Source organism: Pseudomonas sp. NPDC007930, from assembly GCF_042958985.1.
In the GTDB taxonomy this organism is placed as follows: domain Bacteria; phylum Pseudomonadota; class Gammaproteobacteria; order Pseudomonadales; family Pseudomonadaceae; genus Aquipseudomonas.
On record NZ_JBIBKC010000015.1, the window covers coordinates 63,510 to 90,264 of the forward strand.

Annotated in this window: 28 protein-coding genes; 16 read left to right on the plus strand and 12 right to left on the minus strand. The window is 66.7% G+C overall.

The window, feature by feature from the left end; translation table 11 throughout:
* Positions 1-56 precede the first annotated feature (56 nt).
* Complete coding sequence (ada, locus tag ACFZCE_RS22775) at positions 57-908, plus strand: bifunctional DNA-binding transcriptional regulator/O6-methylguanine-DNA methyltransferase Ada (protein WP_390942796.1); 852 nt, start codon at positions 57-59, stop codon at positions 906-908.
* Positions 909-915: 7 nt separating this feature from the next.
* On the opposite strand, the gene dacB is transcribed toward ada, so the two are convergent.
* Positions 916-2,349, minus strand: coding sequence for a D-alanyl-D-alanine carboxypeptidase/D-alanyl-D-alanine-endopeptidase (gene dacB / locus ACFZCE_RS22780; RefSeq protein ID WP_390942797.1), 1,434 nt, complete (start codon positions 2,347-2,349; stop codon positions 916-918).
* Positions 2,350-2,540: 191 nt separating this feature from the next.
* Here dacB and ACFZCE_RS22785 point away from each other — a divergent pair, with 191 nt between their 5' ends.
* Complete coding sequence (locus ACFZCE_RS22785; RefSeq protein ID WP_390942798.1) at positions 2,541-2,879, plus strand: 50S ribosome-binding protein YggL; 339 nt, start codon at positions 2,541-2,543, stop codon at positions 2,877-2,879.
* Between the two features lie 6 nt (positions 2,880-2,885).
* Here ACFZCE_RS22785 and ACFZCE_RS22790 read toward each other — a convergent pair whose 3' ends face one another.
* The 8 genes from ACFZCE_RS22790 to ACFZCE_RS22825 all read right to left on the minus strand — a co-directional run bounded on the left by ACFZCE_RS22790 (position 2,886) and on the right by ACFZCE_RS22825 (position 11,279).
* Positions 2,886-4,559, minus strand: coding sequence for a cache domain-containing protein (locus tag ACFZCE_RS22790; RefSeq protein WP_390942799.1), 1,674 nt, complete (start codon positions 4,557-4,559; stop codon positions 2,886-2,888).
* A gap of 309 nt (positions 4,560-4,868) precedes the next feature.
* On the minus strand, positions 4,869-6,782 hold the full coding sequence (locus ACFZCE_RS22795; protein ID WP_390942800.1) for an ATP-binding protein: 1,914 nt from the start codon (positions 6,780-6,782) through the stop codon (positions 4,869-4,871).
* A complete protein-coding gene (locus ACFZCE_RS22800) occupies positions 6,779-7,405 on the minus strand; it encodes a response regulator (RefSeq protein ID WP_390942801.1) in 627 nt (208 codons plus the stop codon). Before ACFZCE_RS22800 ends, ACFZCE_RS22795 begins: the two co-directional genes overlap by 4 nt.
* Before the next feature lie 135 nt (positions 7,406-7,540).
* Positions 7,541-8,872, minus strand: coding sequence for a deoxyguanosinetriphosphate triphosphohydrolase (locus ACFZCE_RS22805; protein WP_390942802.1), 1,332 nt, complete (start codon positions 8,870-8,872; stop codon positions 7,541-7,543).
* A 59-nt stretch (positions 8,873-8,931) separates the two neighbouring features.
* On the minus strand, positions 8,932-10,101 hold the full coding sequence (locus ACFZCE_RS22810) for an EAL domain-containing protein (protein WP_390942803.1): 1,170 nt from the start codon (positions 10,099-10,101) through the stop codon (positions 8,932-8,934).
* Between the two features lie 136 nt (positions 10,102-10,237).
* Positions 10,238-10,567 (minus strand): hypothetical protein, encoded by a 330-nt coding sequence (locus ACFZCE_RS22815; RefSeq protein WP_390942804.1) that lies wholly within the window; start codon positions 10,565-10,567, stop codon positions 10,238-10,240.
* Complete coding sequence (locus ACFZCE_RS22820; protein ID WP_390942805.1) at positions 10,564-10,959, minus strand: phage holin family protein; 396 nt, start codon at positions 10,957-10,959, stop codon at positions 10,564-10,566. The genes ACFZCE_RS22815 and ACFZCE_RS22820 overlap by 4 nt, the downstream gene beginning before the upstream one ends.
* A gap of 5 nt (positions 10,960-10,964) precedes the next feature.
* Positions 10,965-11,279: a DUF883 family protein gene (locus tag ACFZCE_RS22825; RefSeq protein ID WP_390942806.1), complete on the minus strand. Its 315-nt coding sequence runs from the start codon at positions 11,277-11,279 to the stop codon at positions 10,965-10,967.
* Between the two features lie 312 nt (positions 11,280-11,591).
* Here ACFZCE_RS22825 and ACFZCE_RS22830 point away from each other — a divergent pair, with 312 nt between their 5' ends.
* The 4 genes from ACFZCE_RS22830 (at position 11,592) to ACFZCE_RS22845 (ending at position 14,455) form a co-directional block, all read left to right on the plus strand.
* Entirely contained in the window at positions 11,592-12,800 is a 1,209-nt protein-coding gene (locus ACFZCE_RS22830) for an ammonium transporter (RefSeq protein ID WP_390942807.1), read from the plus strand.
* Between the two features lie 50 nt (positions 12,801-12,850).
* Positions 12,851-13,090, plus strand: a complete 240-nt coding sequence (locus ACFZCE_RS22835) for a glutaredoxin family protein (RefSeq protein ID WP_390942808.1) — start codon at positions 12,851-12,853, stop codon at positions 13,088-13,090.
* Between the two features lie 142 nt (positions 13,091-13,232).
* Positions 13,233-13,511: a transcriptional regulator gene (locus ACFZCE_RS22840; protein ID WP_390942822.1), complete on the plus strand. Its 279-nt coding sequence runs from the start codon at positions 13,233-13,235 to the stop codon at positions 13,509-13,511.
* A gap of 47 nt (positions 13,512-13,558) precedes the next feature.
* Positions 13,559-14,455 (plus strand): pseudouridine synthase, encoded by an 897-nt coding sequence (locus tag ACFZCE_RS22845; RefSeq protein WP_390942809.1) that lies wholly within the window; start codon positions 13,559-13,561, stop codon positions 14,453-14,455.
* Between the two features lie 21 nt (positions 14,456-14,476).
* Here ACFZCE_RS22845 and ACFZCE_RS22850 read toward each other — a convergent pair whose 3' ends face one another.
* Entirely contained in the window at positions 14,477-14,959 is a 483-nt protein-coding gene (locus ACFZCE_RS22850; RefSeq protein ID WP_390942810.1) for a winged helix-turn-helix transcriptional regulator, read from the minus strand.
* A 103-nt stretch (positions 14,960-15,062) separates the two neighbouring features.
* On the opposite strand from ACFZCE_RS22850, the gene fabF reads away from it, so the two are divergent.
* The gene (fabF, locus tag ACFZCE_RS22855; RefSeq protein ID WP_390942811.1) at positions 15,063-16,334 is read left to right on the plus strand and encodes a beta-ketoacyl-ACP synthase II; all 1,272 of its coding nucleotides are present in this window, start codon (positions 15,063-15,065) and stop codon (positions 16,332-16,334) included.
* A gap of 116 nt (positions 16,335-16,450) precedes the next feature.
* Entirely contained in the window at positions 16,451-17,728 is a 1,278-nt protein-coding gene (locus ACFZCE_RS22860; protein WP_390942812.1) for a hypothetical protein, read from the plus strand.
* Between the two features lie 6 nt (positions 17,729-17,734).
* Here ACFZCE_RS22860 and ACFZCE_RS22865 read toward each other — a convergent pair whose 3' ends face one another.
* Complete coding sequence (locus tag ACFZCE_RS22865) at positions 17,735-18,706, minus strand: aldo/keto reductase (RefSeq protein WP_390942813.1); 972 nt, start codon at positions 18,704-18,706, stop codon at positions 17,735-17,737.
* A gap of 50 nt (positions 18,707-18,756) precedes the next feature.
* Positions 18,757-19,308, minus strand: a complete 552-nt coding sequence (locus ACFZCE_RS22870; RefSeq protein ID WP_390942814.1) for an ATP-dependent Clp protease proteolytic subunit — start codon at positions 19,306-19,308, stop codon at positions 18,757-18,759.
* A gap of 258 nt (positions 19,309-19,566) precedes the next feature.
* On the opposite strand from ACFZCE_RS22870, the gene ACFZCE_RS22875 reads away from it, so the two are divergent.
* From ACFZCE_RS22875 to ACFZCE_RS22910, 8 genes are all read left to right on the plus strand, one after another.
* Positions 19,567-20,304: a hypothetical protein gene (locus ACFZCE_RS22875; protein ID WP_390942815.1), complete on the plus strand. Its 738-nt coding sequence runs from the start codon at positions 19,567-19,569 to the stop codon at positions 20,302-20,304.
* A gap of 233 nt (positions 20,305-20,537) precedes the next feature.
* A complete protein-coding gene (locus tag ACFZCE_RS22880; RefSeq protein WP_390942816.1) occupies positions 20,538-22,919 on the plus strand; it encodes a type VI secretion system tip protein VgrG in 2,382 nt (793 codons plus the stop codon).
* The gene (locus tag ACFZCE_RS22885) at positions 22,916-23,668 is read left to right on the plus strand and encodes a DUF4123 domain-containing protein (RefSeq protein WP_390942817.1); all 753 of its coding nucleotides are present in this window, start codon (positions 22,916-22,918) and stop codon (positions 23,666-23,668) included. Before ACFZCE_RS22880 ends, ACFZCE_RS22885 begins: the two co-directional genes overlap by 4 nt.
* Positions 23,669-23,880: 212 nt before the next feature.
* Positions 23,881-24,339 carry a DUF3304 domain-containing protein gene (locus tag ACFZCE_RS22890; protein WP_390942823.1) on the plus strand — a complete coding sequence of 153 codons (459 nt, stop codon included), beginning with the start codon at positions 23,881-23,883 and terminating at the stop codon, positions 24,337-24,339.
* Positions 24,327-24,833: a DUF3304 domain-containing protein gene (locus ACFZCE_RS22895; RefSeq protein ID WP_390942818.1), complete on the plus strand. Its 507-nt coding sequence runs from the start codon at positions 24,327-24,329 to the stop codon at positions 24,831-24,833. The genes ACFZCE_RS22890 and ACFZCE_RS22895 overlap by 13 nt, the downstream gene beginning before the upstream one ends.
* Entirely contained in the window at positions 24,821-25,333 is a 513-nt protein-coding gene (locus ACFZCE_RS22900; RefSeq protein WP_390942819.1) for a DUF3304 domain-containing protein, read from the plus strand. Before ACFZCE_RS22895 ends, ACFZCE_RS22900 begins: the two co-directional genes overlap by 13 nt.
* On the plus strand, positions 25,321-25,833 hold the full coding sequence (locus ACFZCE_RS22905) for a DUF3304 domain-containing protein (RefSeq protein WP_390942820.1): 513 nt from the start codon (positions 25,321-25,323) through the stop codon (positions 25,831-25,833). The genes ACFZCE_RS22900 and ACFZCE_RS22905 overlap by 13 nt, the downstream gene beginning before the upstream one ends.
* The coding region (locus ACFZCE_RS22910) for a phospholipase effector Tle1 domain-containing protein (protein WP_390942821.1) at positions 25,821-26,755 on the plus strand (935 nt) is incomplete at its 3' end. The genes ACFZCE_RS22905 and ACFZCE_RS22910, both read left to right, overlap by 13 nt.

Sequence of the window (26,755 nt, forward strand, 5' to 3'; positions counted from 1 at the left end):
ACCGCACAGCAAGAAACGGGAGGCACCCCGCGCCAAGGCGCTATAGCCTTGCCCCCATGCTCCGCCGCCAAAGGACTCCCGCCATGCCCACCGCCAGCCACCCCAGCCTGATCGCCCAGGCTTGCCGCCTGATCGACCACAGCGAAGAGGCCCCGCGCCTTGCCACCCTGGCCGCCAGCGCGGGCTTGAGCCCGGCGCACTTTCACCGGCTGTTCAAGGCCCACACCGGGCTGACCCCCAAAGCCTACGCTGACGCCGCCCGCGCCCGGCGCGCCCGCGAGGGCTTGGCGGACCCCGCCCGCAGCATCACCGAGGCCGCCTTTGGCGCCGGCTTCAATGCCGGCAGCCGCTTTTACGCGAGCAGCCAACCGCGCCTTGGCATGCCGCCACGGCAGTTCCGCCAGGGCGGGGCAGGGGTGCGGATTCAGTTCGCGCTGGCGCAGTGTTCGCTAGGGGCGATCCTGGTGGCGGAGAGCGCCAAGGGCATTTGCGCGATCCTGCTCGGTGACGAGCCCGAAGCCCTGCTGCATAGCCTGCAGGACGCCTTCCCGAACGCCGAGCTGCTGGGCGCCGACGCGGCCTTCGAAGCCCGGGTGGCGCAGGTGGTGGGGTTCGTCGAGGCGCCGCGGCTGGGCCTGGCGTTGCCGCTGGACATCCAGGGCACCGCCTTCCAGGAACGGGTGTGGCAGGCCCTGCGGGAGATCCCGCCGGGCGAGACCGCCAGCTACACGGCGATTGCCGCGCGCATCGGCCAGCCCCAGGCCGTGCGCGCAGTGGCCCAGGCGTGCGCCGCCAACCGCCTGGCAGTGGCGGTACCCTGCCACCGGGTAGTGCGCCATGACGGCGCGCTCTCCGGCTACCGCTGGGGGGTAGAGCGCAAGCGTGAGCTGTTGCGCAAGGAACAGTAAGCCAGCGTTACTGGTTCCAGGTGTCGAGCAGCACTTGGTCGAGCACCTGCTTGGCGCCCCACGGCTGTGGATCGTTCACCACCGCCACCACGGCATAGCTGTGGCCCTCTTCGTCGCGGCTGATGCCGGCGATGGCGCGCACGGTGTTCAAGGTGCCGGTCTTGATGTGGCCTTCACCCACCAGCGCGGTTTGCTTCAGGCGCTTGCGCATGGTGCCGTCCATGCCCACCAGTGGCAGCGAGCTGATGTACTCGGCGGCGTAGGGGCTGTGCCAGGCGGCTTGCAGCAGGGCGGCCATTTCCCGAGCGCTGACGCGCTCGTCACGGGACAACCCCGAGCCGTTTTCCATCACCAGGTGCGGCGACACCAGCCCCTTGCGCGCCAGCCACTGGCGGATCACCCGCTGCGCGGCCTTGGCGTCGTCGGTGTCGGCGTCGGTGCGGTTTTGCGCGCCGATGCTGAGGAACAACTGCTGGGCCATGGTGTTGTTGCTGTACTTGTTGATGTCGCGGATGATCTCGGCGAGGTCTGGCGAGAACGCCCGGGCCAGCAGCTTGGCATTGCCGGGCACCGGCGCTTCGCGGTCGCGGCCCTGGATGCTGCCGCCCAGTTCGCCCCACAGCGCGCGCACGGCGCCGGCGGCGTAGGTGGGGTGGTCGAGCAGCGACAGGTAGGCTTGCGAGCTGCAACCACTGGCCAGTTGGCCGCTTACCACCACGCTGACGCTGCCGTCGGGCTGGGTGACCGGGTTGTAGCGCACATCGCTGCCGCATTTTTCGCCCGGCTGGGCTTTGATCTGGTTGTCGATCTGTACGCTGGCGATCGGCGGTTCGGCCGAGACGCTGATCCGGCCGCTGTCGTTGCGGGCGATGAAGCGCAGCGCCTTGAGGTTGATCATCAGCGAGTCGGGGCGCACCAGGAACGGCGCGTTGTCATCGCCGCCATCGTCGTTGAACACTGGCAGGTCGGCCGGTTGCTTGAAGTAGCCGCGGTCGAGCACCAGGTCGCCGGTGATCTGCTGCACACCGTTGGCGCGCAGGTCGCGCATCAGCAGCCAGAGTTTTTCCATGTTCAGTTTCGGGTCGCCGCCACCCTTGAGGTACAGGTTGCCACGCAGCACGCCGCCGCTCAGGGTGCCGTCGGTGTAGAACTCGGTCTTCCACTGGTAGGTGGGCCCGAGCAGTTCCAGCGCGGCGAAGGTGGTGACCAGCTTCATGGTCGAGGCCGGGTTGACCGACACGTCGGCGTTGTACAGCAGCGGCGCGCCGGGGCCGTCGAGGGGGACCACCGCCAGCGACAGCGCGTCGGGCGCCAGCTTGTTGGTTTTCAGGGCCTGGCTGACCTTGGCCGACAGGGCTTGGGGAGAGGGTGCGGCGTTGCCAGGCTGTGCCAGGGGTAGCAACAGGCCGGCCAGAAGGAGGGTGCGCAGGGATTTTGTCATGGATCGCAGGGCCCTTAGGGCTGAAATAAGAGGGCGAGGGCAGCTGATTATGGTGGTTGCGGGGCGGGTGCTTCAAGGGCAAAGGTGCCCGGCCCGAGGTTCAGACGCCAAAGCCGCCGTTCGGTTCGGCTTGCGCCCGGCGCCCGCGGCCTTCACACTTCGCGCCTTGATCACTTTGAGGAACTGCCCCCATGGCCACTAACCGTTCGCGCCGCCTGCGTAAAAAGCTCTGCGTCGATGAATTTCAAGAGCTGGGTTTCGAACTGAACCTGGAATTCAAGCCCGACGCAGACCTCGACGCCTACGTTGAAGCCTTCCTCACCGAAGCCATCGATGGCAACGGCCTGGACTACGTCGGTGCCGAAGACCTCGGCGTGGTCTGCCTGGGCAAGCGTGGCTCGGTCAGCCCCGAGCAGCGCGCCCAGGTCGAAGCCTGGCTCAAGGCCCGTACCGACCTGGCCAAGGTCGAAGTCGGCCCGATGATCGACGTGTGGTACCCGGAAAACCCGATCAACCCCTCGGCCGCCTGACGGCCACTACGCCAGCAGCGGCGCCAAGGCCGCCAGCTGGCGCAGGGGTTCGCTGCCCGCCGCCTCCAGGGGTTCGCCCTGGTCGGCGCGCAGCAGCACCAGCAAACCGTCGCCCAGCGCCAGGCTGAGCACGTTGACCCGCGGGCACTGCAGTGCCAGCAGCAAGGGTTGCAGGTCTTGCGCCTGTTCGAAGCCCAAGCTCGCCACCCCCACCTCATCCCCTCCGCGGTACGCCACCCAGGCCGGCCACGGCCCGCGTGCGGGCAACGCTTGCAGGCCGAGCAGCAAGGGCGAGCGGGCATGGCCGTCGGCCTGGCAGGCGATGGCGTGCAGCGCATTGCCCTGGCCCTGGTACAGCACCGCCGCGCGCGCCTGGGTGGCGGCGCAGGCCTCTTCAAGCCATTGTTGCAGGCGCAGTGCCGGTGCCTGGCCGGCGATGCGCTGGCGCGCCGCGGCCTGGGTGGCCAGGCGCTCGCCGAGGCCGGCCACAGCCTGTTGCACCTGGTGCACCTCCAGCACCACGCTGGGTGGCAGGGGCGCGGGGCGGTTGTGGCTGTCGGCCAGGGTGTTTACTTCACGCGCCAGTTGGCGCAGCGGGCTGGCCAGCAAGCGCGCGCTGAGCCAGCCCAGCGGCAGGCATAACAGCAGCGCGGCGAGGGTGATCAGCGCGCCTTCCCAGCGCAGCCGGTAGGCCTGCGCCAGCAGTTCGCGCTCCGGCACCAGCAAGGCCAGGCGCAGGCCACTGGGGCCGCCCTGGGGCAGCGCCTGGCTGGTGGCGATCCAGTCATCAGCGCCTAGGGTGAGGCGGCTTTGCCCAGGCTGGGCCATGAACAGCGCCAGCGCCGGGTGCAGCTTGCTCACCTGTTCCAGTTCCGCGGTCCCGCGCTCGACCACCAGCCGGGCCGCGTCCGGGTAGGCCACAGCGTGGCCGAGGCGGTCGTACAGCGCCAGTTGGGTCGAGGCGGTGACGCGGTGGCGGGCGAGGGTTGCGCTGAGTTCATCCAGGGTGATGTCGGCGCCCAGCACCGTGCCGGCACCGGCATCCAGCGCCAGGGTGGTGCCGACGCGGCGGTCGGAATAAAACACATAGGGGTCGGTGCCGGCCACCCCGGGTTTGGCCTGGGCGGCCTGGTACCAGGGGCGCTCCCGTGGGTCGTAGAAGCGCCCCGGCGGTGGCCCGTCGCCCAGTGGCGCCAAGGCCGGGTCGAAGAACAGCGAGCGCGAGCGCTGGCCGTTCTGCTCGATGCTCCACACCTGCAGGCTGGCGGCGCTTGGCGCGCCGAGGGCAGCCCGTTGGGCATCGCTGCGCAGGGCCCGCACCATGAAAAAATCCCCATTGCCATAGCCCACGTACAGCGAGGCCAGCCGTGGCGTGGTGCGCAGCGCTTGGGCCAGGCTCGGCAACAGCGCCAGGCGTTGCTGCAGGGTGCCGCCGGCCACCGCTGGGTTCAGCGCCAGCAGCCCGAGCAGGCGCTCCACCGGTTCGAAGGTGGTGGCCAGGTCGAGCTGCACGTCGTGCTCGATGCCGTCGAACACCTGGGCGCTGTTGGCCAGGATGATGTGGCTGGCCTGGCGGTAGTTGTAGTACCCCATGAAGGCGCCCACGGCGAGCATCAGCGCGGTGAACATCACGCTCACGCAAATGTGCAGGGGGAGGGTGCGGCGGGCGGCGCGGGGCATCGCTGGCTCCTGATCGTTCGTCCTTGTTCGCCAGAGAATAAGCGCCAGAAAATGATGTCAATTTGATGTGTAGCTGGCAAGGTGCTTTTTTGCTTCGAGGGCCTCTCGCCCGGCGGAGCCGTAATGCTGTTCACTTAAGCCATTTCAGGGCTTCATGGAGGGATCAAGCTGTAAGCTCTGCGGATCTTGTGCATGAGCTTCAGGGCCTCTCGCCCGGCACAGCCGGCCTCCCACCAGATTTGTGTAAGTGCTTGATTCACTGGGCAGTACAGAACCCGTGGGAGGCCGGCTGTGCCGGGCGAAGGGCAATCAAACCTGGTACTCGGCCTCCAACGCCCCCAGCGCCGTGATCAACCCCTCCCGCGCCGGCAGCAGCCCGGCCCCTTCGGCGCAGGCGTCTTCCAGAGCCTGGGCGGCGGCGGCCAGGGGCAGCGCGCCGATGATTCGCGCCATGCCCTTGATGCGGTGGCCCAGCGCTTCCAGTTCCGCCGCGCCGAGGGTGCCGGCCAGGGCTTCGCGGTCGGCCTGGCAACTGAGCAACACCTGGGCCTGCAGCTGCGCTTCCCAAGCGCTGTCAGCCTCGGCGCAGGGGCGCTCGACCGGCGCCAGCGCTTCGAGCTGTGCGCGCAGGGTAGGCAGGTCTAGCGGTTTGAACAGGCAGCCATCCATGCCCGCGCCCAGGCAGCGCTGCCGTTCACTGGCCTGGGCATTGGCGGTGTAGCCGAGCACGGTGCAACGCGGCAGGCCCTGGGCCGCCTCGGCGGCGCGGATCGCCTGGGCCAGGCCATAGCCATCGAGGCCTGGCATGTTGCAGTCGGCGATCACCAGGTCAAAGGGTTGCGCCTGCCATTGGCGCAGCGCACTGGCGCCATTCTCCGCCACCTCGGCGGCCAGCCCCAGCGCCTGCAGTTGGCGCGCCAGGACCAAGCGGTTGGCGGGGTGGTCGTCTACCACCAACACCCGCAGCGCCGGCAATGGCCGCGCCGGCGCCGGTGCTTGCGCCTCGGCCTGGGGGCAGAGCCGTAGCGCCAGCGACAGGCACACCTGGGTGCCCACGCCAGGTTCGCTGCGCAGCGCCAACTGGCCACCGAGCAGCGCGGTCAATTCACGGCAGATCGCCAGCCCCAGCCCGGCGCCTTCCTGGGCGGGGGCGCCAGGCGGGTGGAACTGGGTAAACGGGCGGAAGGCCTTGGCCTGGTCGGCCTTGCTGATGCCCACGCCGGTGTCGTTCACGCACAGGCGCACCTGTAGAAAGCCGTTGCACGGCGCGCTGGCCTCGAGCTTGACGCTCACCTGGCCCCGCGGGGTGTACTTGATGGCGTTGCCGATCAGGTTCGACAACACCTGGCGCAGGCGCAGCGGGTCTACCTCCACGGTGGCCCGCGCGGCGGGTGCCAGGTGCACCTGCAGGGCCAGGCCTTGGCGGCGGGCGAGGGCGGCGAAGCTGTTGGCGGTGTCTTCCACCAATGCCGCCAGGGCAACGGGCTCGGGGCGCGCGCTGAGTTGGCCGGCCTCGATGCTGGCGAGGTCGAGCACGTCGCCGATCAGCCCCAGCATGCCTTGGCCGGCGCGCTGCGCCACCTCCAGCGCGGCGGCATCGGCGTGGCCGCTACGGGCTTGTTGCAAGGCCAGCTCGAGCAGCCCGAGCAAGGCGTTCATCGGCGTGCGGATCTCATGGCTGAGGGTGGCGAGGAACTGGCTTTTCGCGGCGTTGGCGGCGTCGGCGGCGTTCCTCGCCTGCTCGCATTGCTCCAGCAGGCGCTGGCGCTCGCTGATGTCGACCCAGCCGCAGACCACCCCGCACACCTGGCCAGCACCATCGCGGTAGGGGAGTATCCAGTGGTACAGGGTGAGCGCGCGGTCGCCCAGGGTCAGGCCGCGGTCAGTGATGTACGGCGTGCCGCTGGCCATCACCTGTTGGTAATCCCGTTGGTAGGCCTGGGCTTCGGCGGCGCAAGGCAGCACGCCATCGGTCACGCTATGGCCCAGCACGGCCTGGCGGCTGCAGCCGAAGGTTTTCAGGTAGCTGTCGTTGCAACTGAGCAGGCGCCCCTGGCGGTCGCGGATGTAAATGGGGTGCGGGGTGCCGTCTACCAGGGCCTCAAGGATGCGCACCTGGCCGGCCAGTTGGCTGGCGTGGCGGCGCAATCGCCAGCCGGCCCAGGCGGCCAGTGCCAGCAGCCCGCCCAGCAGCACGCCCAGCGCAAGCGCGGTAAGGCTCATACCAGCCCCACTCGCTTGGCCAGGCCGATCAGGTCGGCCACCGACCCCATGCCGAGTTTATCCATCAGGCGCTTTTTGTAGGTGCTCACGGTTTTGTTGCTAAGGAACATACTCTGGGCGATTTCCTTGTTGCTGCGGCCCTGGGCGTAGAGCTGCAGCACCATCAGTTCGCGGTCGTTGATCTCCTGCACCCGCGCCAGGTCGCTGCGCTGCGCGGCGGGGTTGGCCAGGGTGTCGAGGGCCTGGCGCGGGAAGTAGTGGTAGCCGCTCAGCGCGGCGCGCACGGCGCTGAGCAGCTCGCTGAGGTCTTCGCCCTTGCGCACGAAACCGCAGGCGCCCGACTGCATGCAGCGCGCCGCGAAGAGCGTGGGCGACTGCCCGGTGAGCACCAGGATGCGCGGCCCGCTGCCCATGTGCTGATAGCGCGCCAGCAGCTCGAGGCCGTCGAGGCGGGGGATGCTGATGTCGAGGATCAGCAGGTCGGGTTGGCTGTCGCGTACCTGCTGCATGCCGTCGACGCCGTTGTCGCTTTCACCCAGCACGACGTAACCTTCGGTCTCCAGCAGCATGCGCACGGCCAGCCGCACCACCGGGTGGTCGTCGATGATATAGACAGTGTTCATGGGCACTTCCCTGTTCATGATTGAAACAGGGCGCACCCTAACGTATTTGCCGGCGGGCGAAAGGCCCGCGCGGCCCTGCGCTGGCTATATCGGAAACTTCCTACAACCTGTTCAGAACCGCGCTATCAGAATCCTTCAGCCGGGTAGGGCGCCGCCGGTCATTTCCCGGGCCATTTCGCTGGCGTAGCTGTCGGTCATCCCGGCAATGAAGTCGACCATCCGCAAGAACGCCGCGTGCAGCGAGCCGTCTGGCCGTGGCGCGTTGCTGCCGAGCAGGTCGAGGATGCGCCGGTGCTTGAACGACGGCGTGCGCCCGCCGTGCTGTTCGAGGGCCGCGCCACAGAAGGCATTGAGCAACACTTCGAGGGTGGTGTAGGCGCCGATCTCGTGCAGGGTTTTGCGTTTGTCCTGGAAGATCTTGCGCCGGGCGATGTCTTTGGCGCTTTGCACGCAGCGCTTGGCCGGGCCCTGCATGTGCTCGACCAGGTCGCCCTCCAGGGTGCCGGCGAGCAGTGCCGGCTGCTGCTCGACGAAGGCCCGCGCGGCGGCGTTGGTCAGGTGCTCGATGGCCTTGCCACGCAGGATCGCCAGCTTGCGCCGGCGTGAGTCGGCCGGGCCGAGCAGGCGGTAGGTGTCGGGCAGGTCGTCGCCGACCAGGCCGAGCAGCAGCGCCTCGACTTCGGCGTAGTCGAGCAGCTCCATCTCCAGCCCGTCTTCGAGGTCGATCAGCGCGTAGCAGATGTCGTCGGCGGCTTCCATCAGGTACACCAGCGGGTGCCGCGCCCAGCGTTCGGGCTCCAGCTGCGGCAGGCCGAGTTTGTGGGCGATCTGTTCGAGCACCGGCAGCTCGCTCTGGTAGCAGCCGAACTTGTGCTTCTTGTAACCCAGGGAGTCGGCATGCCGCGCGGTCCAGGGGTACTTGAGGTAGGCGCCGAGGGTGGCGTAGGTCAGGCGCATGCCGCCTTCGAACTGGTGGTACTCCAGTTGGGTGAGCAGCCGGAAGCCCTGGGCGTTGCCCTCGAAGCTGAGAAAATCGAGGCGCTCGGTGTCGCTCATGGCGTCGAGCCAGCCCTTGCCGGCGGCTTGCTGGAACCAGTGGCGGATGGCGTCTTCGCCGGAATGGCCGAACGGTGGGTTGCCGATGTCGTGGGCCAGGCAGGCCGACTGCACGACCATCCCCAGGTCCGCCGGGGTGCACCAGCCGGGCAGGCTGTCGCGCAGGGTTTCGCCCACGCGCATGCCCAGCGAGCGGCCCACGCAGCTGACCTCCAGCGAATGGGTGAGGCGGGTGTGGATGTGATCGTTACTGGTGACCGGGTGCACCTGGGTTTTGCGCCCCAGGCGGCGGAACGCGCCGGAGAAGATCACCCGGTCGTGATCTTTGTGGAACGGGCTGCGGCCCAGTTCGTCGTTGCTGTGCACGACCTTGCCAAGCCGTTCGCGGTTGAGCAGTGCTTCCCAGTCCAAGGTGAATCTCCTCGTGGTCCAGGGGCCAGCTTCCCGCCATTGCCGGCCGCGCGCAAGCCTTACGCGTCGGCGGCGGTGGCGTCGACGTCGATCAGCAACAGCCGCTCGCCGTTGTCGAAGCATTGCCCGGCGGTCAGGCAGTACTGGTTCGAGGTGGCGTCGCGGTAGGTGCTGGAGAGGGTCAGCCGGCGTTCGTCCCAGCCCTCGGCGAGCAACTGGTAGAAGTACGGCCGCCACGACCAGTTGTGGCCGATGTAGCCCGGGTCGCTGTGCCAGCCGCCGTGGCGCCACTCCAGGTTGGGCGTGAGCTGGGTGCCGTGGCGGTCGCACTGGTAGAAGCGCAGCACCCAGGGGTAGGCGGCCAGGTTTGGCAGCTCGGCCACCGTGCCGTGGGCGCTGGCCCACTGCTGCAGGGTGCGCATCAGCACCGCCAGTTGCTGGCGCACGTTCTTCAGCCGCGCGCGCTGCTGGATTTTCTTCTGCACATAGCGGCTGCGCAGCACGGCGAAGCGCTCGACGAACGCATCGCTTTCGAAGAAGGTCGGCTCGGCCTGGGCGAACAGAAAACCCTGCACGTAGCGCGCGCCGCACTCCAGGGCGAAGTCCAGCTCGGCTTCGGTCTCTACCCCTTCGGCGATGATCCAGCAGCCGGTTTTTTCCGCCATCAACGCCAGCGCCTTGACCACTTCGCTGCTCGGCCCGCCACGGGCGGCGGCCTGGAACAAACGCATGTCGAGCTTGAGGATGTCTGGTTGCAACTCCAGCACCCGGTCGAGCTGTGAGTAACCGGCGCCGAAGTCGTCGATGGCGATGCGCGCGCCGGCTTCGCGGTAACGCTGGGCCACTTCGCTGAGGCGCTGGCCGTTGCCGGAGAATTCGGTGATTTCGTACACCACCCGGCTCGGCGCCACGTTGTGCCGGGCCAACTGCGCCAGGCTGGGCAAAGCCTGCCCAGGGCGCAAACGGCTGACCCAGCGCGGGGAAATATTCAGGCTGAGGAACCAGTCGTTCGGGGCCAGCGCCAGTTTCGCCAGGGCGTCGTCGCGGATCAGCCGGTCGAGGCCGCGCAGCTCTGTGTTGCTACGCTTGGGGTCGGCGAACAGCGGGCCCACCGAACGCAGTTGGCCGTCAGCCTGGCGCAGGCGGCCGAGCGCCTCGACACCGGCGATGCGGCCGGTGGCGGTGTCGATAAAGGGCTGGAAGCAGGCGAGGGGTTGCCCGTCGAACACAGTGGCTCCTTAATGCTCAGATAGGAGGCCTAGTGATGGCTCCTTGGAATTATCCTCTGGGCAATGCAAGAATGCCGCCAGTTTTGGCAGGAACCAACGCTCACGCACCGTGAAGGTCGGCCCCCTCACGCAACGCCTATTTGGCCGCCTTCTGCAACAGCCGAATCAACGGCGCCAGGCTCGCCGCCAGCTTGGCCAGCCGCGCCAGGCCGCCGAGCTTGCCGTTGCGCGCGCCCTTGCCGCTGAAAAAGCCCAGCAGCGCCACCAGCCCCACGCCCCACAGCGGCCCGTGCTTGATGCCCAGGCCCTCTTGCATGTGGCTGCCCATGCCCTTTAGCCGCGCCAGTGGGTTGACCACCTGGCGGGCATGCTGGCGGATCTCCTGGCGGTGCATCTCCATGCGCAGGCGCACCAGCGCCTTGCGCATTTCCCGGCGGGTATTGCCGTGCTTGATGGGCAGGCTCATGGCAACAGGCGCTCCCGGTCTTTGGCCAACTCTTCGAGGGTGGCGTGGAAGGGCGAAGATTCATCGAACACCGCGGCCTTGAGCCGCAATGCGCAGAACAGCCCGGCCAGCAGGTAGAACACCGCCAGGCCGATCATCCCGGGTATGCGGTAGTTTTCCCACAGCAGGATCAGGATCAACCCCGACAGCGCCACCAGTGCCAGCAGCGCAAACACCAGCGCCAGGCCGGCGAACAGCAGCAGGCTGACGGTGCGCGATTTCTGTTCCTGCAGCTCGATGCCGAACAGCTCTACGTGGCTGTGCAACAGCCCCAGTATGCCGGCCAGTACGCCGCGGGTAGGGGAGCCTGCGGCCGGTTCGGCGCCGGGGCCCGGTTTTTCCTCGATACTCATGCGGGTCAGCGCCTTGTAGCCAGCAGGCCGATCAGAAAGCCCACCCCGGCGGCGATGCCGATGGCCTGCAAGGGTTTGGCCTGGATGAAGTCTTCGGTGGCGCCCACCGCCAGCTTGCCTTGGTCGAGCAGGGCTTGTTCGCTTTCCTTCAGCGAGGCGCGGGCGTTGGCCAGGCTGGCCTTGATCTGCGCGCGGAGGATGTCGGCCTGGTCACCGGCGAGGGTGGCGCTGTGCTCGAGCAGCTTTTCAGCGTCGCGCACCAGGGTTTGAAAGTCTGCCGCAAGCACTTCTTGTGCGGCCTTGGCGGAAAGGCTGGCCATATCGCCTCCTGTCAGTGTGGTATCGGTTCGAGTCCAGGGCCGCGGGTAAGGTTCAGTCCAAAGCCCATGGTACATTTTTTGCTACTTGGCGGTGCACGCCGCTGGCAGTGTGCGCGCAAAAGAGGCAAGACGCCCGCCGCGCCCGCCCGCAGCTTAACGATAACCCAATGATTTGAGCTAACCCTTTCCCGCGCTGCCGCTGATATTCGTTTGCCGTGCACCATAATGATTCCGGCCGTTTGAGCCTGAACCGCTTTGGTGCGGTTTGCGATCGGCTGGCCGCCGGGTTGCGAACCTTCAGGCCTGCCGACGATGGAAAACCTTCAAAGCGCCGTGAACACCCTCGTTCACGGCACCAACACGCTGTTCCTGCTCTGTGGCGCGGTCATGGTCCTGGCCATGCACGCCGGTTTTGCCTTTCTGGAAGTCGGCACCGTCCGGCAAAAGAACCAGGTCAACGCGTTGTCGAAAATCCTCAGTGACTTCGCCGTGTCGACCCTGGCGTACTTCTTCATTGGCTATTGGCTGGCCTATGGCGTGGACTTTCTCAAGCCGGCCAGCGAACTGGCCACCGACCATGGTTACGCGCTGGTGAAGTTTTTCTTCCTGCTGACCTTCGCCGCGGCGATCCCGGCGATTATCTCCGGTGGCATCGCCGAGCGCGCGCGGTTCGTGCCGCAATTGTGCGCCACCGCGCTGATCGTAGCCTTCGTTTACCCGTTTTTCGAGGGCCTGGTGTGGAACGGCAACGGCGGCGCGCAGGCGTGGCTGGCCGCGCGCTTCGGCGCGCCGTTCCATGATTTCGCCGGGTCGGTGGTGGTGCACGCCATGGGCGGCTGGCTGGCGCTGGCCGCGGTGCTGCTGCTGGGCCCGCGCCACGGGCGCTTTCGCGAGGGCCGGCTGGTCGCCTTCGCGCCGTCGAATATCCCGTTCCTAGCGTTGGGCTCGTGGATTCTGATCGTCGGCTGGTTCGGCTTCAACGTGATGAGCGCCCAGTCGCTGGACAACGCCAGCGGGCTGGTGGCGGTGAACTCGTTGATGGCCATGGTCGGCGGTACCGTCGCGGCGCTGCTGGTGGGCCGCAATGACCCAGGTTTTTTGCACAACGGCCCGTTGGCCGGGCTGGTGGCGGTGTGCGCCGGCTCCGACCTGATGCACCCGGTCGGCGCCCTGGCCACCGGCGCGGTGGCCGGGGCGTTGTTTGTGTGGTGCTTCACTCTGGCGCAAAGCAAATGGAAGCTCGACGACGTGCTCGGTGTGTGGCCGCTGCACGGCCTGTGCGGGGTGTGGGGTGGGGTGGCCTGCGGGGTGTTCGGGCAAACCGGGCTGGGCGGCATCGGCGGGGTGAGCCTGGCGTCGCAAGTGGTGGGCAGTGTGGCCGGGGTGCTGGTGGCGCTGCTGGGCGGGTTCGGCGTGTATGGCCTGCTCAAGCTGGCCCTCGGCTTGCGCCTGAGCCAAGAACAGGAGTACTACGGCGCGGACCTCTCGCTGCACAAGATCGGCGCGGTCAACCCCGACTGAACCGCGCCCGCGGGCTATGCTGGAAGCAGCGCCGTTGCCAGGAGCCGCCCATGCTCGCCGAATGCAAGTTGTACATCATCGCCGGCCACCCCACCTGCGCGGTGGCCGAGCACATGTTGCTGGAGTGGGTCGAGCAGTCCGGCCTGCTGGTGGAACTGGTCGACCTGGCCGAGCACCCGGCGCTGGGGGCGCGGCTGGGCAACGACGCACCGGTGCTCGAACGCCTCGACAGCGGTGCGCGGATGGCCTGGCCGTTCGACCTCGAAGACATCGAACATTTCTTGAAATGATCATGGGGTCGCCTTGCCGCCCGGCGGTGCGCACACTTCGCGCTTGCCGGCAACTTCATGGATGAGTAATCTGTATATGCGTACAGTATTGGCTAGGCGAGGCACCGTGAACATCGAACAACTCAAGTACAGCGTCAACCAGATGGCCACCCAGGTGGTGTTCGACGCGGCCCTGGCGCTGCAGCTCGACGGCCTGGTGATGGGCGAGCGTACACCGTTCGGCAAAGCGCATTTCAACGGCTGCTTCGCCGAGATCGAAGCGCTGTTCCAGCGCGCCGGGTATCATCGCGGGCTCGATGTGGTCGGTTACGACGGCCAGCTCTACGCGCTGTTCGACCCCGCCCGCTGGGAAGCTGTCGCGGTGCTGCGTCTGCTCAAGCAGGCCTGCGACGCGCGCGAAGCTGGAGCTGGCGTGCACTGATCGCGGATAATCCGCGCTTTCCCGTTGCCGCCCCGAGACTCCCGCCCATGGCTGACCCAACCTTCAACCCCGCCCAGGTGCAGGCCAGCACCCTTTGCCTGCCGCCAGGGCCGTGGGGCACGGTGTTCGACTGCCTGTGCGCGCACTTCGCCAGCCAGGGGCCCGAGGTGTGGCGCGACCGTTTCGCCCGGGGCAGGGTGCTGGGCGCCGACGGCCAGCCGCTGGGGCTGGAGCACCCTTACCGGCAAGGCTTGCGGGTGCATTATTTCCGCGAGGTGCCGGGTGAGCCGGTGCTCGCGGTGCAAGAGCAGGTGCTGCATGTAGACGAACACCTGGTCATCGCCGACAAACCGCATTTTTTGCCGGTCACCCCGGGCGGCCGCTACGTGGAGCAAACCCTGCTGCGCCGGCTGATCCACCGCCTGGGCAACCCCGACCTGGTGCCGCTGCACCGCATCGACCGGCACACCGCCGGGCTGGTGATGTTCTCGGCCAACCCCGCCAGCCGCGCGCTGTACCAGGGGCTGTTCCCGCAGCGGCAAATCGACAAGCACTACGAAGCCGTGGCCCCAGCCCTGCCGCACCTGGCGCTGCCGTATACCCATCGCAGCCGGATGGTGCGTGGCGAGCCGTTCTTCCGCATGGCCGAGGCGCCCGGCACGCCGAACAGTGAAACTGTGGTGCGGGTGTTGGCGCGTGGCGCCGAGTACTGGCACTACGCGCTGGCGCCGATCACCGGCAAAACCCACCAGTTGCGCGTGCACATGGCCGCCCTCGGCGCGCCGCTGCGGTTTGACCCGTTCTACCCCGAGGTGGTGGCCGCCGATGAACAGGACGACCCCACCCGGCCGCTGCAACTGCTGGCCCGTGAGTTGCGCTTCAATGATCCGCTGAGTGGGCTGCCGCGGGTGTTTCGCAGTGGCTTGAGCCTGTTGCCGGTGTGAGGCTTCGGGGGCCCATCGCACCTAACCCAACCCCTTCAACCGCTCCCGCATCCCCTCGCTCGCCGCCGGCCCCGGCCTCACCGCAACGCGCTCGGCGGGCACTAACTGGCCGCTGGCCGCGTCGACCCAGGCCGCTGCCAAGGGCCGCCCGGTGTCGCGGTCGACCACCTGCACACTGGCGCCTTCCGGGGCATAGTGGCGGTTGCCCCAACTGATCAGCGCCATCAACACCTCGGCAAAATCCCACGCCTTGGCGGTGGGCACGTATTCGTAGCGCAGCGGCCGCTGCTGGTAGGCCTGCTTGCTCAGCAGGCCGGCCGCGACCAGCGTGGCCAGGCGGCGGGTGAGCATGTTCGGGGCAATGCCCAGGCTGCGGGAAAACTCATCGAAGCGCCGCAGCCCCTGCAACGCATCACGGATGATCAACATGCTCCACCATTCACCGACGTGCTCCAGGCTGCGGGCGATGGGGCATTCGGCGTGGGTCAAGGGCGTGTGTTGCACGGCGCCTCCTTCGGCGGTGGTTGACAGCAAGCGGGGCCAGAATGTTACTTTCAAATTGATAGTAACGTCTAGGGTGTACACCCCTGAACCCGTGGAGCGCATCATGGAAAAACGCATCGTGGTCACCGGCATGGGCGCCCTCACGCCCCTGGCCTGTGGCGTGGAGCACAGCTGGCAGCGGCTGCTGGCCGGGCAGTCGGGCATCGCCGCGCTGCCGGCCGAGTACGTGGCGGGCTTGCCGGTGAGCATCGGCGGGCGCGTGCCGGGGCGCGAAGCCGACCCGCAAGGGGGCTTTGACCCCGACCACTACCTGAGCGGCAAGGAACAACGCAAGATGGACCGCTTCATCCTGTTCGCCGTGGCGGCCGCCCAGCAGGCGCTGGAGCAGGCCGGCTGGGCACCGGCCACGGCGCGGCAGCAAGCGCGCACGGCGACGGTGATCGCCTCGGGCGTGGGCGGCTTCCCGGCGATCGCCGAGGCGGTGCGCACGGTCGACGGCAAGGGCCCGAAGCGCTTGTCACCGTTCACCATCCCGTCGTTCTTGAGCAACATGGCCGCAGGGCATGTGTCGATTCTGCATGGCTTCAAAGGCCCGCTGGGGGCGCCGGTCACCGCCTGCGCCGCCGGCGTGCAGGCGATTGGCGATGCCGCGCGGATGATCCGCGCCGGTGAGGTAGACGTCGCCCTGTGTGGTGGCGCCGAGGCGTGCATCCACCGTGTCAGCCTGGCCGGGTTCGCCGCCGCGCGGGCCCTCAGCACCGAGTACAACGCCCAGCCGGCGCAGGCCTCGCGGCCGTTCGACCAAGGCCGCGATGGTTTTGTGATGGGCGAGGGCGCCGGCCTGCTGGTGATAGAAGAACTGCAGCACGCCCTGGCCCGCGGCGCGCAACCGCTGGCCGAGCTGGTGGGCTATGGCACCAGCGCCGACGCTTACCACATGACCGCCGGCCCGGAAGACGGCGACGGCGCCCTGCGCGCCATGCAACAGGCCCTGGCCCAGGCTGGGGTGGGCCCAGAGCAGGTACAGCATTTGAACGCCCACGCCACCTCCACCCCGGTGGGCGATAAAGGCGAGCTGGCGGCCGTCGTGCGCCTGTTCGGCCGCCAGCAGGGGCTGGCGATCAGTGCCACCAAGTCGGCCACCGGGCATTTGCTGGGCGCCGCGGGCGGCATCGAGGCGATCTTCACCGTGCTCGCCCTGCGTGATCAGTTAGCCCCGGCCACGCTCAACCTGGCCCAGCCCGACGACGCCGCGGCCGGCCTGAACCTGGTACGGGGGCAAGCGCTGCCCTGGCCGATGGAGTACGCGTTGTCCAACGGCTTCGGCTTTGGCGGGGTGAACGCCAGCGTGCTGTTCAAGCGCTGGGCCGGCTGACCCTTGAGCGCCCGGGGCTTGCCCCCCGGGCAATCCCGGCTATGCTGGTGCCAGGTTTTTCGTCATCAGGCTGCGGTCGACGACGCCCCCCAGCGCGCCTACACCGAGGCTTTTGCATGCTTACCCGTTTCTGCCCCCTGCTGTGCCTGTTGCTGTGCCTGCCCACCCACGCCGACACCCCACCCAGCCCCGAGGCCCCCGCCAGTGTGCCGCCGGCCGACAGCGGCGGGATGGTCATGACCGGTTGGCGCGCGGTGGCCGAGCAGGCGCTGGGGGACTTGCGCGGCGTGGTGCTGCAGCGCTACCCGGCGCCGCCGGCGGCCCCTGGCCCCGTGCCAGCCGCTACCTCCGCCGCGCCGGTGATCGCCGCGTTCGTGCGCAGCGGCAGCCAGCCGGGCAGTAGCGCTTGGGTCAACAGCCTGTGGCAGGCCAGCCTGGGCAACCAGGTGGTCGAAGACAGCGCCGCCGACCGCATCGCCCGCGGCTTTACCGTGGGTAACGCGGCCCAGCAACTGGGCCGCGGCGTGTACGGTGGGCCCGCCGGCGTGGCCGCGTATGCCGCGTGGTGGGCCTACCGCCAGCCCGGCGCCAGCGCCGAGCAAGCCTTGCGGGTCGGGCTGTTCAGCGGCGCGGCGGTGTGGGATGCGGAAAAAACCTCCAGCAGCGACGGCCCGCCCGCCGAAGACGCCCGCCGCGCGGCCCTGGCCGGGGCGCTCGGCGGCGTGGCGATCGCCGCCGCCGGCGGCGATGAGCGGGCCCTGCGCGAGCAATTTTTCGACACCGGCGCGGTGGTGCTGCTGCAAGACAACGCCCAACCCCACTGCCTCTCGGCGCGGGTGCAATGCCAGCAGCCGCCGGCCGGCGCCGCCAAGGACCTGGGCTTCAGCGGCTGGGCGCTCGACCAGATGGCGCCGGCGGCGCCACCGATGGGCGTTGCCTGGCCCGCCGCCGCCGGCCCCGGCCAGGCGGTGTTGCCGCAAGCTCAGGGTGCCTTGGCGCTGGGGGGCGGCTGGGCGCTGGCCTGGCAAGCGCCGGCCGGGGTGCCGCGGGGCACCCTGTATGCCACGGTGGTGCTGAGCCAGGGCGGTAACACCGTGGCCGCCGCCGCGCCAGCACCGGCCGCGGTGGCCCCGGCGGCCGCCCCGGCGCTGGCCAGCGGGCGCTACAGCTGCGCCCGTGGCAACGACACCCGGGCCATCTGGGTCGAGCCCGGCGCGGCCGGCGGCCAGTACGTGTGCCGCACGATGTACCAGGTGGGCGAGACCAAGGCGGTGCTGTGGAACGCCCAGCAAAACCCCGAGGTGTGCAGCGCCAAGGCCCAGGCGCGGGTGGCCAAGGACCAGAGCCAGGGCTTTCGCTGCCAGCCGGTGGAGCAGGGCGCCGCCGGCTTGTAGTCGCGCCTAGTCGTGCCCGGCCACTGGGCGCGGCCGGTACGGCTGCTCAAGCAACGCCACTTCCTCAGCGCTCAGGGAGAGCGCCAGCCCCGCCAGGGCATCGCCCAGGTGGTGCGGCTTGCTGGCGCCGATGATCGGCGCGGTGATGCCGCCCCGGCTGGCCACCCAGGCCAGCGCCACCTGCGCCGGCGCCACGCCGCGCTGGGCCGCCACCTGCTCGACGGCGGCCACGATAGCGGCTTCTTCCTCGTGATGGTCGTACCACAGCTGCGCCGGCTTATCGCTGCCGGCGCGCAGCGTCTGGCCCTTGCGCGTGCCGGCCAGCACGCCGCGCGCCAGCGGCGACCACGGCGTCACGGCAATGCCCAACTCGCGGCACAGCGGCAGCATTTCGCGCTCCTCTTCGCGGTAGATCAGGTTGTAGTGGTTCTGCATCGACACGAACTGCGCCAGCCCGTGTTGCTGCTGCAAGCCAAGCATGCGCATGAACTGCCAGGCGTGCATCGACGAGGCGCCGATGTAACGCGCGCGGCCCGAGCGCACCACGGTGTCGAGGGCTTCGAGGGTTTCCAGCAGCGGCGTGTCGGGGTCGAAGCGGTGGATGATGTACAGGTCGACATAATCGGTGCCCAGTCGCGCCAGCGAGGCGTCGATGCTCGCCAGGATGTGCTTGCGCGACAGCCCGCGGGCGTTGGGCTGCTCGCCCATGGGGTGGAACACCTTGGTGGCCAGCACCACGTCCTCGCGGCGGCTGTAGTCGAGCAGCGCCTTGCCCAGCACCTGCTCGCTGGCGCCCAGCGAGTACATGTCGGCGGTGTCGAAAAAGTTGATGCCGGCATCCAGCGCCTGGCGAATGAACGGCCGGCTGGCGGCTTCGTCGAGCACCCAGTCGCGCCAGCTGGGGGCGCCGTAGGTCATGCAGCCGAGGCACAGTTTCGACACCTTCAGGCCCGCGGAGCCTAAGCGTACGTAGTCCATGGTGGGTTTCTCCGGTTCAGGTGAATGGGCGGGGTGTTTCGGTATGGCCGCTAGTTGTGCACCGCGTGGCTCACCGCGCCGGCGTAGTCGGTGGCTTCGTCTACCGCGTGCACCAGGCCGTAGTCGATGGCCTCTTCGGCGCTGATGATCGCCGGCGCCGCCAGCAGGTAGTCGCGGATGGCCATGGCCTTCGGCGCGCCGGCGGTGCGTTCGAGGGTGATGCGCGCGTACAGCTCCAGGTCGAAATCCATGCTCATGGCGTACTCGGCCATGCGCGCGTGGTCCACCGAGCCGTTGAGGTTCCAGTGGAAGGGGTGGAACAGGAACTTGCTGTGGCGGCAGGCGGTGCGGTGGCTGCCGGCCAGGTAAAGGATATTGCCCATCGATTCGACCGTGCCGAGGTTGTGGGTGTTCACCGGCACTGGCAACGAGCGCAGGAAGTTGAACAGGGTGAAGCCGTAGCTGGCCTCGCCGCCCATGGTGGCGATCTTCAGCAGGATGCTGCTGGCCTCGGCGCGCACGGCGCTGGAACACACCTCGATCAAGCGGCCGCAGGTGGCCGAGTGGATGGGGCCGGTGAAATTGACGATGTGCAGGGTCATGAAGGGCAGGCCTCGGGTGGGCGGCGGTGCATTGGGTGTAGGCGGGGTGGGTGGGTTTTTCAACCTGCAGTGGCCTGGGTTTACCGATGGCAGCCAGTGCCCGGTGATTTTTCCCACAGCCACTTCAGACTTTTCAGCCCTACATTTGGGATTTGTCTGGCAGACCCTGGCCCCGCCCCTCGGAAACAATCCCGCTGAGCAATTTCACCCATAGGCGGCCTCCATCCGGGCCGCGATAAAAAGCGAAAGGAAGGCGTAATGAAAGCAGTGTTGGCGTGGCTGTTGGTGGTCTCGGTGTTGTTTCAGGCCGGGTGTGGTACCTACACAGGCCGGCTCGATCCCGAGCAGTACTCGCGGCAGGTCACCTATTACAAAGGGGTGCAGGCCGGGCTTGGGATGATCGGTTTAAACCGCAGCTTCCAGGTGAGAGGGGGTATGGACGCCTGTGGCTGGGTGATTCTGTTCTGCGCGCCTGTGGTCTTGGCGATCCTGCCGGCCGATTTCGCGATCGACACCCTGTTGCTCCCTGTGGACTTTCTCAATGCAGATAAAAAACGAGACATCACCTACGCCCAAGCGAAGGCAGCGGCTGCCGAGGGTTATGTCGACGTCGACTTCAACAATGCCGTCGCCAATGCGCCACTGGCGGGGCAAAACCTGAAGTACTCGCTGTCGTACTGGCGTGGTGAGCAACAGCTCACCGTGGAGGTGCCAGAGGTGCCGCTCGACCAGGGCCGGGCCAGGTTGTACGTGCCTGGCATCCGCGGTTATGAATTCGGCAGCCTGGATTTCAAGCTGGAACGGGAAGGCAGCGCTGAGATACGCACCGGCGCCGGCAATACCGGCAAGGACCAAAGCGCTTCGCGCGATCGGGACATCGCCCTGCCCACTGGCACGCCGGTGGTGTTCCCGTTGCGTGTCACCGCGCGGGGCGTTAGCGACTACTGGCTGATCACCTCGTACCTGCGCAAGCAGCCACTGCACATGCCCCGCTAAAGCCGTTGAGCGCCGCGCTGCGGGGTTGCAGGCCCGGCAGCGCGGCCGGCTCAGCGTAGTTTTACCCGCCCGAGCCACGGCAGCGTTCACGCGCGGGCGTGGCGCGGGCCCCCAGTAATTTTTCCCACAACTTCTTCAGACTTTTCAGCCCTACATTTGGGATTTGTCTGGCAGACCCCAGCCCCGCCCCTCGGAAACAATCCCGGTGAACGCATTCACACGGATACCCGCCCATGCCTCGCTCTTTTTACGACCATACCCGCCACCTGCTGCTGGTCAGTGGCCTTGAGGCGCCTGTGCACGTCATGGCCTTCGAAGGCGAAGAACACCTCAGCCAACCCTACTGCTACCACATCGAGTTCGCCGCCGATGAGCGGCACATCGGCCCCGAACAGGTGCTGAACCAGCGCGCCCGGCTTGAACTCCACGCGGCCCCGGCCCACAGCGACGGCACGCCGTTGCGCACGCTGCAGGGGGTGGTCACCGGTTTCAAGCGGCTGGGCAGTTCCGCCGACCAAGGCCTCTACAGCGTCACCCTGGAGCCCCGCCTGGCTTTGCTGGGGCGCGGCTGCCAGCAGCGCTTGTACCTCGGCCTGAACGTCGAGCAGATCGTGCGGGAGGTGCTCAAGGCCCACAACGGTTGGCAAGACTACGACTTTCGCTTCCAACTGGCCCGGCAATACGCGCCCCGCGAGCAGGTGATCCAGTTTGGCGAAAGCGACCTGGCGTTCATCCAGCGGCTGCTGGCGGAGGTGGGCATCTGGTACCACATCGAGGCCAGCGAAGGTGGCTTCGAAGACGTGGTGTACTTTCACGATGACCAGGCCCATTACCGCCCGCCGGTCAGCTTGCCCTACGTGCCCCAGGCCGGCATGGCCAACGACGGCGAGGATGCCGTGTGGGGCCTGCAGGCGGAGCACCAGGTGGTCGAGCGGGCGGTGCTGGTGCGCCATTACGATTACCTGGAATCCAACGCGCGCCCCTGCCAGCCGATCGCCGCCGAGGCCGACCATGCCCAGGGCGACGCCACCACCCATGGCCTGGCGTATCACCTCGGCGATCGCTTCGGCGAACGCGGCAGCGCCGTGGCCAAGGGCCCAGAGCTGCACAGCCCGGGCGCGTTTTTTTCCGCGCGCCTGCAACATGAGCGTTACCTCAACCGCCAGCACAGCTTTACCGCGGTGACCAGCAGCGCCACCCTGGCCGCCGGGCACCGGCTGATGATCAGCGGCCAGCCGCTGCCGAGCGCCCCCCAGGGCCTGGTGATCACCCGTGTCACGGTCAAGGCCAGCCGTGAGGCGGGCCTGTACACCCGCCTCACGGCCATGCCGTATTCGCTGACCGTGTGTTTTCGCCCACCGCTGCGGCCCAAGCCGGTCATGGCTGGCACCCTGCCGGCGCGGGTGGCGCGGTTCTCCCGCGAGCGCCCGTATGCCGACCTCGACCGCCATGGGCGTTACCGCGTGCGGTTTTTCTTCGACACCGTTGAGCGGGCGCCGGGCAAGGAAAGCCAATGGCTGCGCCTGGCCCGGCCGTACGGTGGCGATACCTACGGGCTGCACTTGCCGCTGATCGGCGGCACCGAGGTGGCCATCGCCTTCGAGCACGGCGACCCCGACCGCCCCTATATCGCCCATGCCCTGCACGATGCCTATAACAACGACCACGTGACCCTGGCCAACGAAGAGCGCAACGTGCTGCGCACCCCCACCAACAACAAGCTGCGCCTGGACGACACCCGCGGCCAGGAGCACATCAAGCTCAGCACCGAATACGCCGGTAAAAGCCAGCTCAACCTCGGCCACCTGGTCGATCAGCACAAGGCCCGGCGCGGCGAGGGCTTCGAGTTGCGCACCGACGCCTGGGGCGCGCTGCGCGCCGGCAAAGGGCTGTTTATCAGCGCCCACCCACAACCCCGGGCGCAGGGCGAGGTGCTAGACATGAGCAGCGCCCTGGCGATGGTCGAAAGCGCCCAACGCCACCTCGAACAGTGCCAGGCCATCGCCCAGGCGCACCATAGCCCGGTCCCCGCCGCCGAGGGCCTTGGGCATTTGCACGGCCAGGCGCGGCAACTGGCCGGCGCCGCGCTGGTGCTCAGCGCCCCGCAGGGGGTAGCCGCCACCAGCGGGGAAAACCTGCTGCTGGGCAGCAGCGCCAGCACTTACCTGCGCAGCGGCAAGCACCTGCACGCGGTGGCCGCCGAGCGCCTGAGCCTGCAAGCCCACCAGGGCATCAGCCTGCTGGCGCGGGAAGAGGGCATGCGCCTGGTGTCGGGCAGCGGGCCGCTGCAGGTCGAAGCCCACGGCAACCTGATGGCGTTGGCCGCCCAGGGCGAACTCAGCGTGCAGTCGACCCAGGGCGAGGTGCGCATCAGCGCGCGCAAAGGCATCAGCCTGGGCTGTGGCGGCGGCGTTATCCGGATTCTGGAAAACGGCGACATCCAGCTACACACCCCGGGCGAGTTGAGCCTGAAGGGCCGGCATACCTGGCGGGGGCCGCAAGGGGCGGCGCTGGCCCTGGGCGAGCTGCCGCAGTCGGTGTGCAAGCAATGCCTCGAGAACGCGCGGGCCCGCGCCGCGGGCCTGGTGCTTCAGCAAGAGGGGGCGCGCCCATGAGCTGGCTGGCGCAACTGACCGCCGTTGCCGAGGAAAACCACCTGGGCCACTTCGACCTGCTGCTCGACCAAACCGGCCTGGCCATGCCCGCCGTGCCCGGGCTGTGCCATATAGACCCGCCGATGCCCTGGCACTCGTTGTTCACCGGCAGCCCCGAACAACACCTGCTCGACAGTGCCCCGCTGCTGATGCGCATCGACCTTGGCCACTGGCGTCATATCGACTGGGCCGAGCAGTTGATCGAGCACTGCGGCCCCGAAGCCCGGCTGCTCGCGCTGCTCTCGCCGCTGCCGTTCAGCGCCCTGGCAACGGCATTGAGCGCCCTCGCCCAAGCGGCCCTCGGCGGCCAGCGGGCACTGCTGCGCTACTACGACCCACGGGTGTTCCCTGAGCTGATGGGGCACATCCTCGCCCCGGCACAGCGCGAGTGCTTTCTCGCCACCGCCTGGTACTGGAGCTGGCTCGACCGCGACGGCGTGGGCCAATGGCTGCGCGGCAATTACGCCGGCGAACGGGGGCCGGTGGGGCCACCCATGGCCATCAGCGATGAACAATTGGAGTTGATCGGTTGCATCAGCGAGGCCGAGCCACTGCTGGCCCTGCCTGGCCTGCAGTGCCTGGCCGAGGGCGCCGAGCAACGCTTTCAGCGGTTGTACCGCTACGCCCTGCAAGCCTCGCGGGCCGGGGCCTTCGGCCCGCTCGAAGCCTACGTGCTGGCGCAGCTCGCCAAAGGCGCGGGGCCGGCCTAGGGCGATGAGCGAGTGTGCGGGTAATGACCTGTTTTCGCACGGCACTTTGAGATTTGTCTGGCAGCCCGGGCCGCGAGCCGTGCGGAACAATTGCCAGGGCTAGGCCGAGCGGGGCTGGGTTGGAACGGTTTATCAGAACGGGGTTTGAGCGGATGCGATGGGGCAAGGGTGGGCGGTGGCGCAAGGCGTTGGGGGCAGGCGGGTGTTTGCTGATGCTCGGCGGGTGTTCCACCGCGGATGACGGGTGGGCGGCCGGGGATTTGAAGTCGGTTAACCATGTGAGGGGCACGGCGATCAATTGGTTTTCTGTGAATGGCTATCGCGCTTCAGGAGGGGGCGGCAGTACGTGCTGTATTGCGCTTCCGAACACGTGGCGGCCGGGGATGATTGCGGACATAAAGTGGGAGGTTGATCCCAATACTAGAGAGCCGCTACCGGAGCTTATGGACCCTGAGTATAGGGCTGCATATGCGATTTATAAGTCTAAATACAGGCAGTACGCTGCGAGGGTCGAGATTCCTGAATATGACCATAAGCGCTGTGGATTGACAGTGCATTTTCTAGCTCGTCAGCAAGTAAAGGTTACAACTTCGTGTCGGGCTACGTGGTTGCCCGACTATCCAATCCAAGACCCTGAAGATGTAGAGGAGCCAGCAGTATGCCCGCGTTAACTAAATTTGGCCTTGGTGGAGCATTGTTCGCCTGGCTGTTAGTAGGTTGCTCTTCGCCAGCCGATGATTGGGTTGCCGGAAGTGTGAAGTCGGTTAACCATGTGAAAGGTACGGCGCTTAACTGGTTTTCTGTGAATAAATCTGGAGCCTCGAGAGGGGGTGGGAAAGCATGTTGTATTGGGCTACCGATAAAATGGCGGCCGGGGTTGATTGCGGACATAAAGTGGGAGATTGATCCTAATCCTGGGGCTTCGTTGCCGAATGTGATGTCGGCAGAATGGGATGCTGCTTATGCGATACATAAATCCAGATATAGACAATACTCTGCGCGGGTTGAAATTCCAGAGTATGACCACGACCATTGCGGCCTGACGGTCCATTTCCTTACCTGCCAGCAAGTGAAGGTCACGACTTCGTGTTGGGCAACCTCGAGGCCTGAGTATCCAATAAAAGAACCCCATTATATGGAGGAACCGGCAGTATGTCCGCGCTAAATAAATTTGGCCTTGGTAGTGCAGTGTTCGCCTGGCTGTTAGTAGGTTGTTCATCGCCGGATGACGGATGGGCTCCCGGAGAGTTGAAGTCGGTCAATCATGTTAAAGGGACGGGAATCAATTGGTTGTCTGTCAATGGCTACGGGGCTTCGGGTGGAGGTGGTGGTATGTGCTGTATTGCGCTACCCAATAAGTGGCGGCCGGGCATGATTGCTGACATCAAGTGGGAGGTGGACCCTGATCCTTCTGCGTATTCCGATTGGCCACCGTTGGGCTCTGAGGGTTATAGGGTGAAGCAGCGAGAACACGCGAAAAATTACAGGCGCTATGAAGCGCGTGTTGAAATTCCAGAGTATGACCACGACCGCTGCGGCCTGACGGTCCATTTCCTTACCTGTCAGCAAGTGAAGGTCACGACTTCGTGTTGGGCAACGTCGAGGCCTGAGTATCCAATAAAAGAACCTCGTCATATGGAGGAGCCAGTAGTATGTCCGCGCTAAATAAATTTGGACTTGGTGGTGCAATGTTCGCCTGGCTGTTAGTAGGTTGTTCATCGCCAGGTGATGGGTGGGCTGCGGGAGATTTGAAGTCAGTTAATCATGTGAAGGGTACGACAGTTAACTGGTTTTCTGTGAACGGCTATAGAGCTTCAGGAGGTGGTGGCAGTGCCTGTTGTATTGCGCTACCGGACAAGTGGCGGCCGGGGATGATTGCGGATATAAAGTGGGAGGTTGATCTCGATCCTTTTGCCTATGTGAATTGGCCCCCATTAACTTCTGAAGGCTATATGGTCGAGCAACGAAAACATGCGAAAAACTACAAGCACTATGAGGCGCGTGTTGAAATTCCAGAGTATGACCATAAACGCTGTGGCTTGACAGTGCATTTCCTTCCTTGCCAGGAAGTTAAGGTCACTACTTCTTGTCGGGCAACGTGGCTGCCTGACTATCCGATCAAAGAACCCCGTCATATGGAGGAGCCAGCAGTATGTCCGAAATGATCCACCCGCCAACCCATGTATGGGGTGCCCCGGAATTCCCACTGGGTGGTCGTCTTCCTAAAGACCTGCGTGCAGTGGAGAACAATCACAGGCTGCAGATGGCAGAGGCACGCGCTTACCAGCGCTCTGCGGATGCCAATGGGCGGCGGCGTTATTTTGCCTGTTGCCATGCGCTGCATGTGAGCCTGTTTTTCGATGGCACGAACAACAACGAGTCCAATGATGCGAAAAAAGGCCACCCGAGCAATATCGCCCGGTTATACCACGCGTCCATTCAGGACGATGAGGCGAGGGGGCATGGCTATTTTTCTTACTACATACCCGGCGTAGGTACACCTTTTCCGAAAATGGGTGAGCTTGATTACAGTAAGGAAGGGTTGAAATATGCCCGCGGCGGCGAGAACAGAATCAACTGGGCGCTGATGCGCATTGTCAGTGCACTGTCTTTCGCGGTCACCAATGACGAAATCGAAGATGAGCCGGCCAGGGCCAGCGTGTTGGCTATGGCAACCGCAATGGTCCCGGCGATGCCCAGCTTCGTTGGCCGCACCCGCCGCCGCGACGAGATCGAGAAGTGGCTGGCGCCTTTGCGGTTGAAGATGCAGCAAAGGCCCCCGCAACCTCAACCGCTCTCCCTCAAGCTCTACGTTTACGGCTTTTCTCGCGGCGCCGCAGAAGCGCGCACCTTCGTGACCTGGCTCAGCGAGCTGTTCGAAACCCCCGAAGGCGCCGACAAGCCCGAACAAACGTTGCTGGGGCTGCCGGTCAGCGTGGAGTTTCTGGGCGTACTCGACACCGTCGCTTCGGTGGGCATCGCCCACGCAGTACCCTTTTTCGCCGGGCATATGGATTGGGCCGACGACACCCAACTGTTGCCGGACCCGACGCGTTTTCCGGGTTTGATAAAACAGTGCCGGCACTT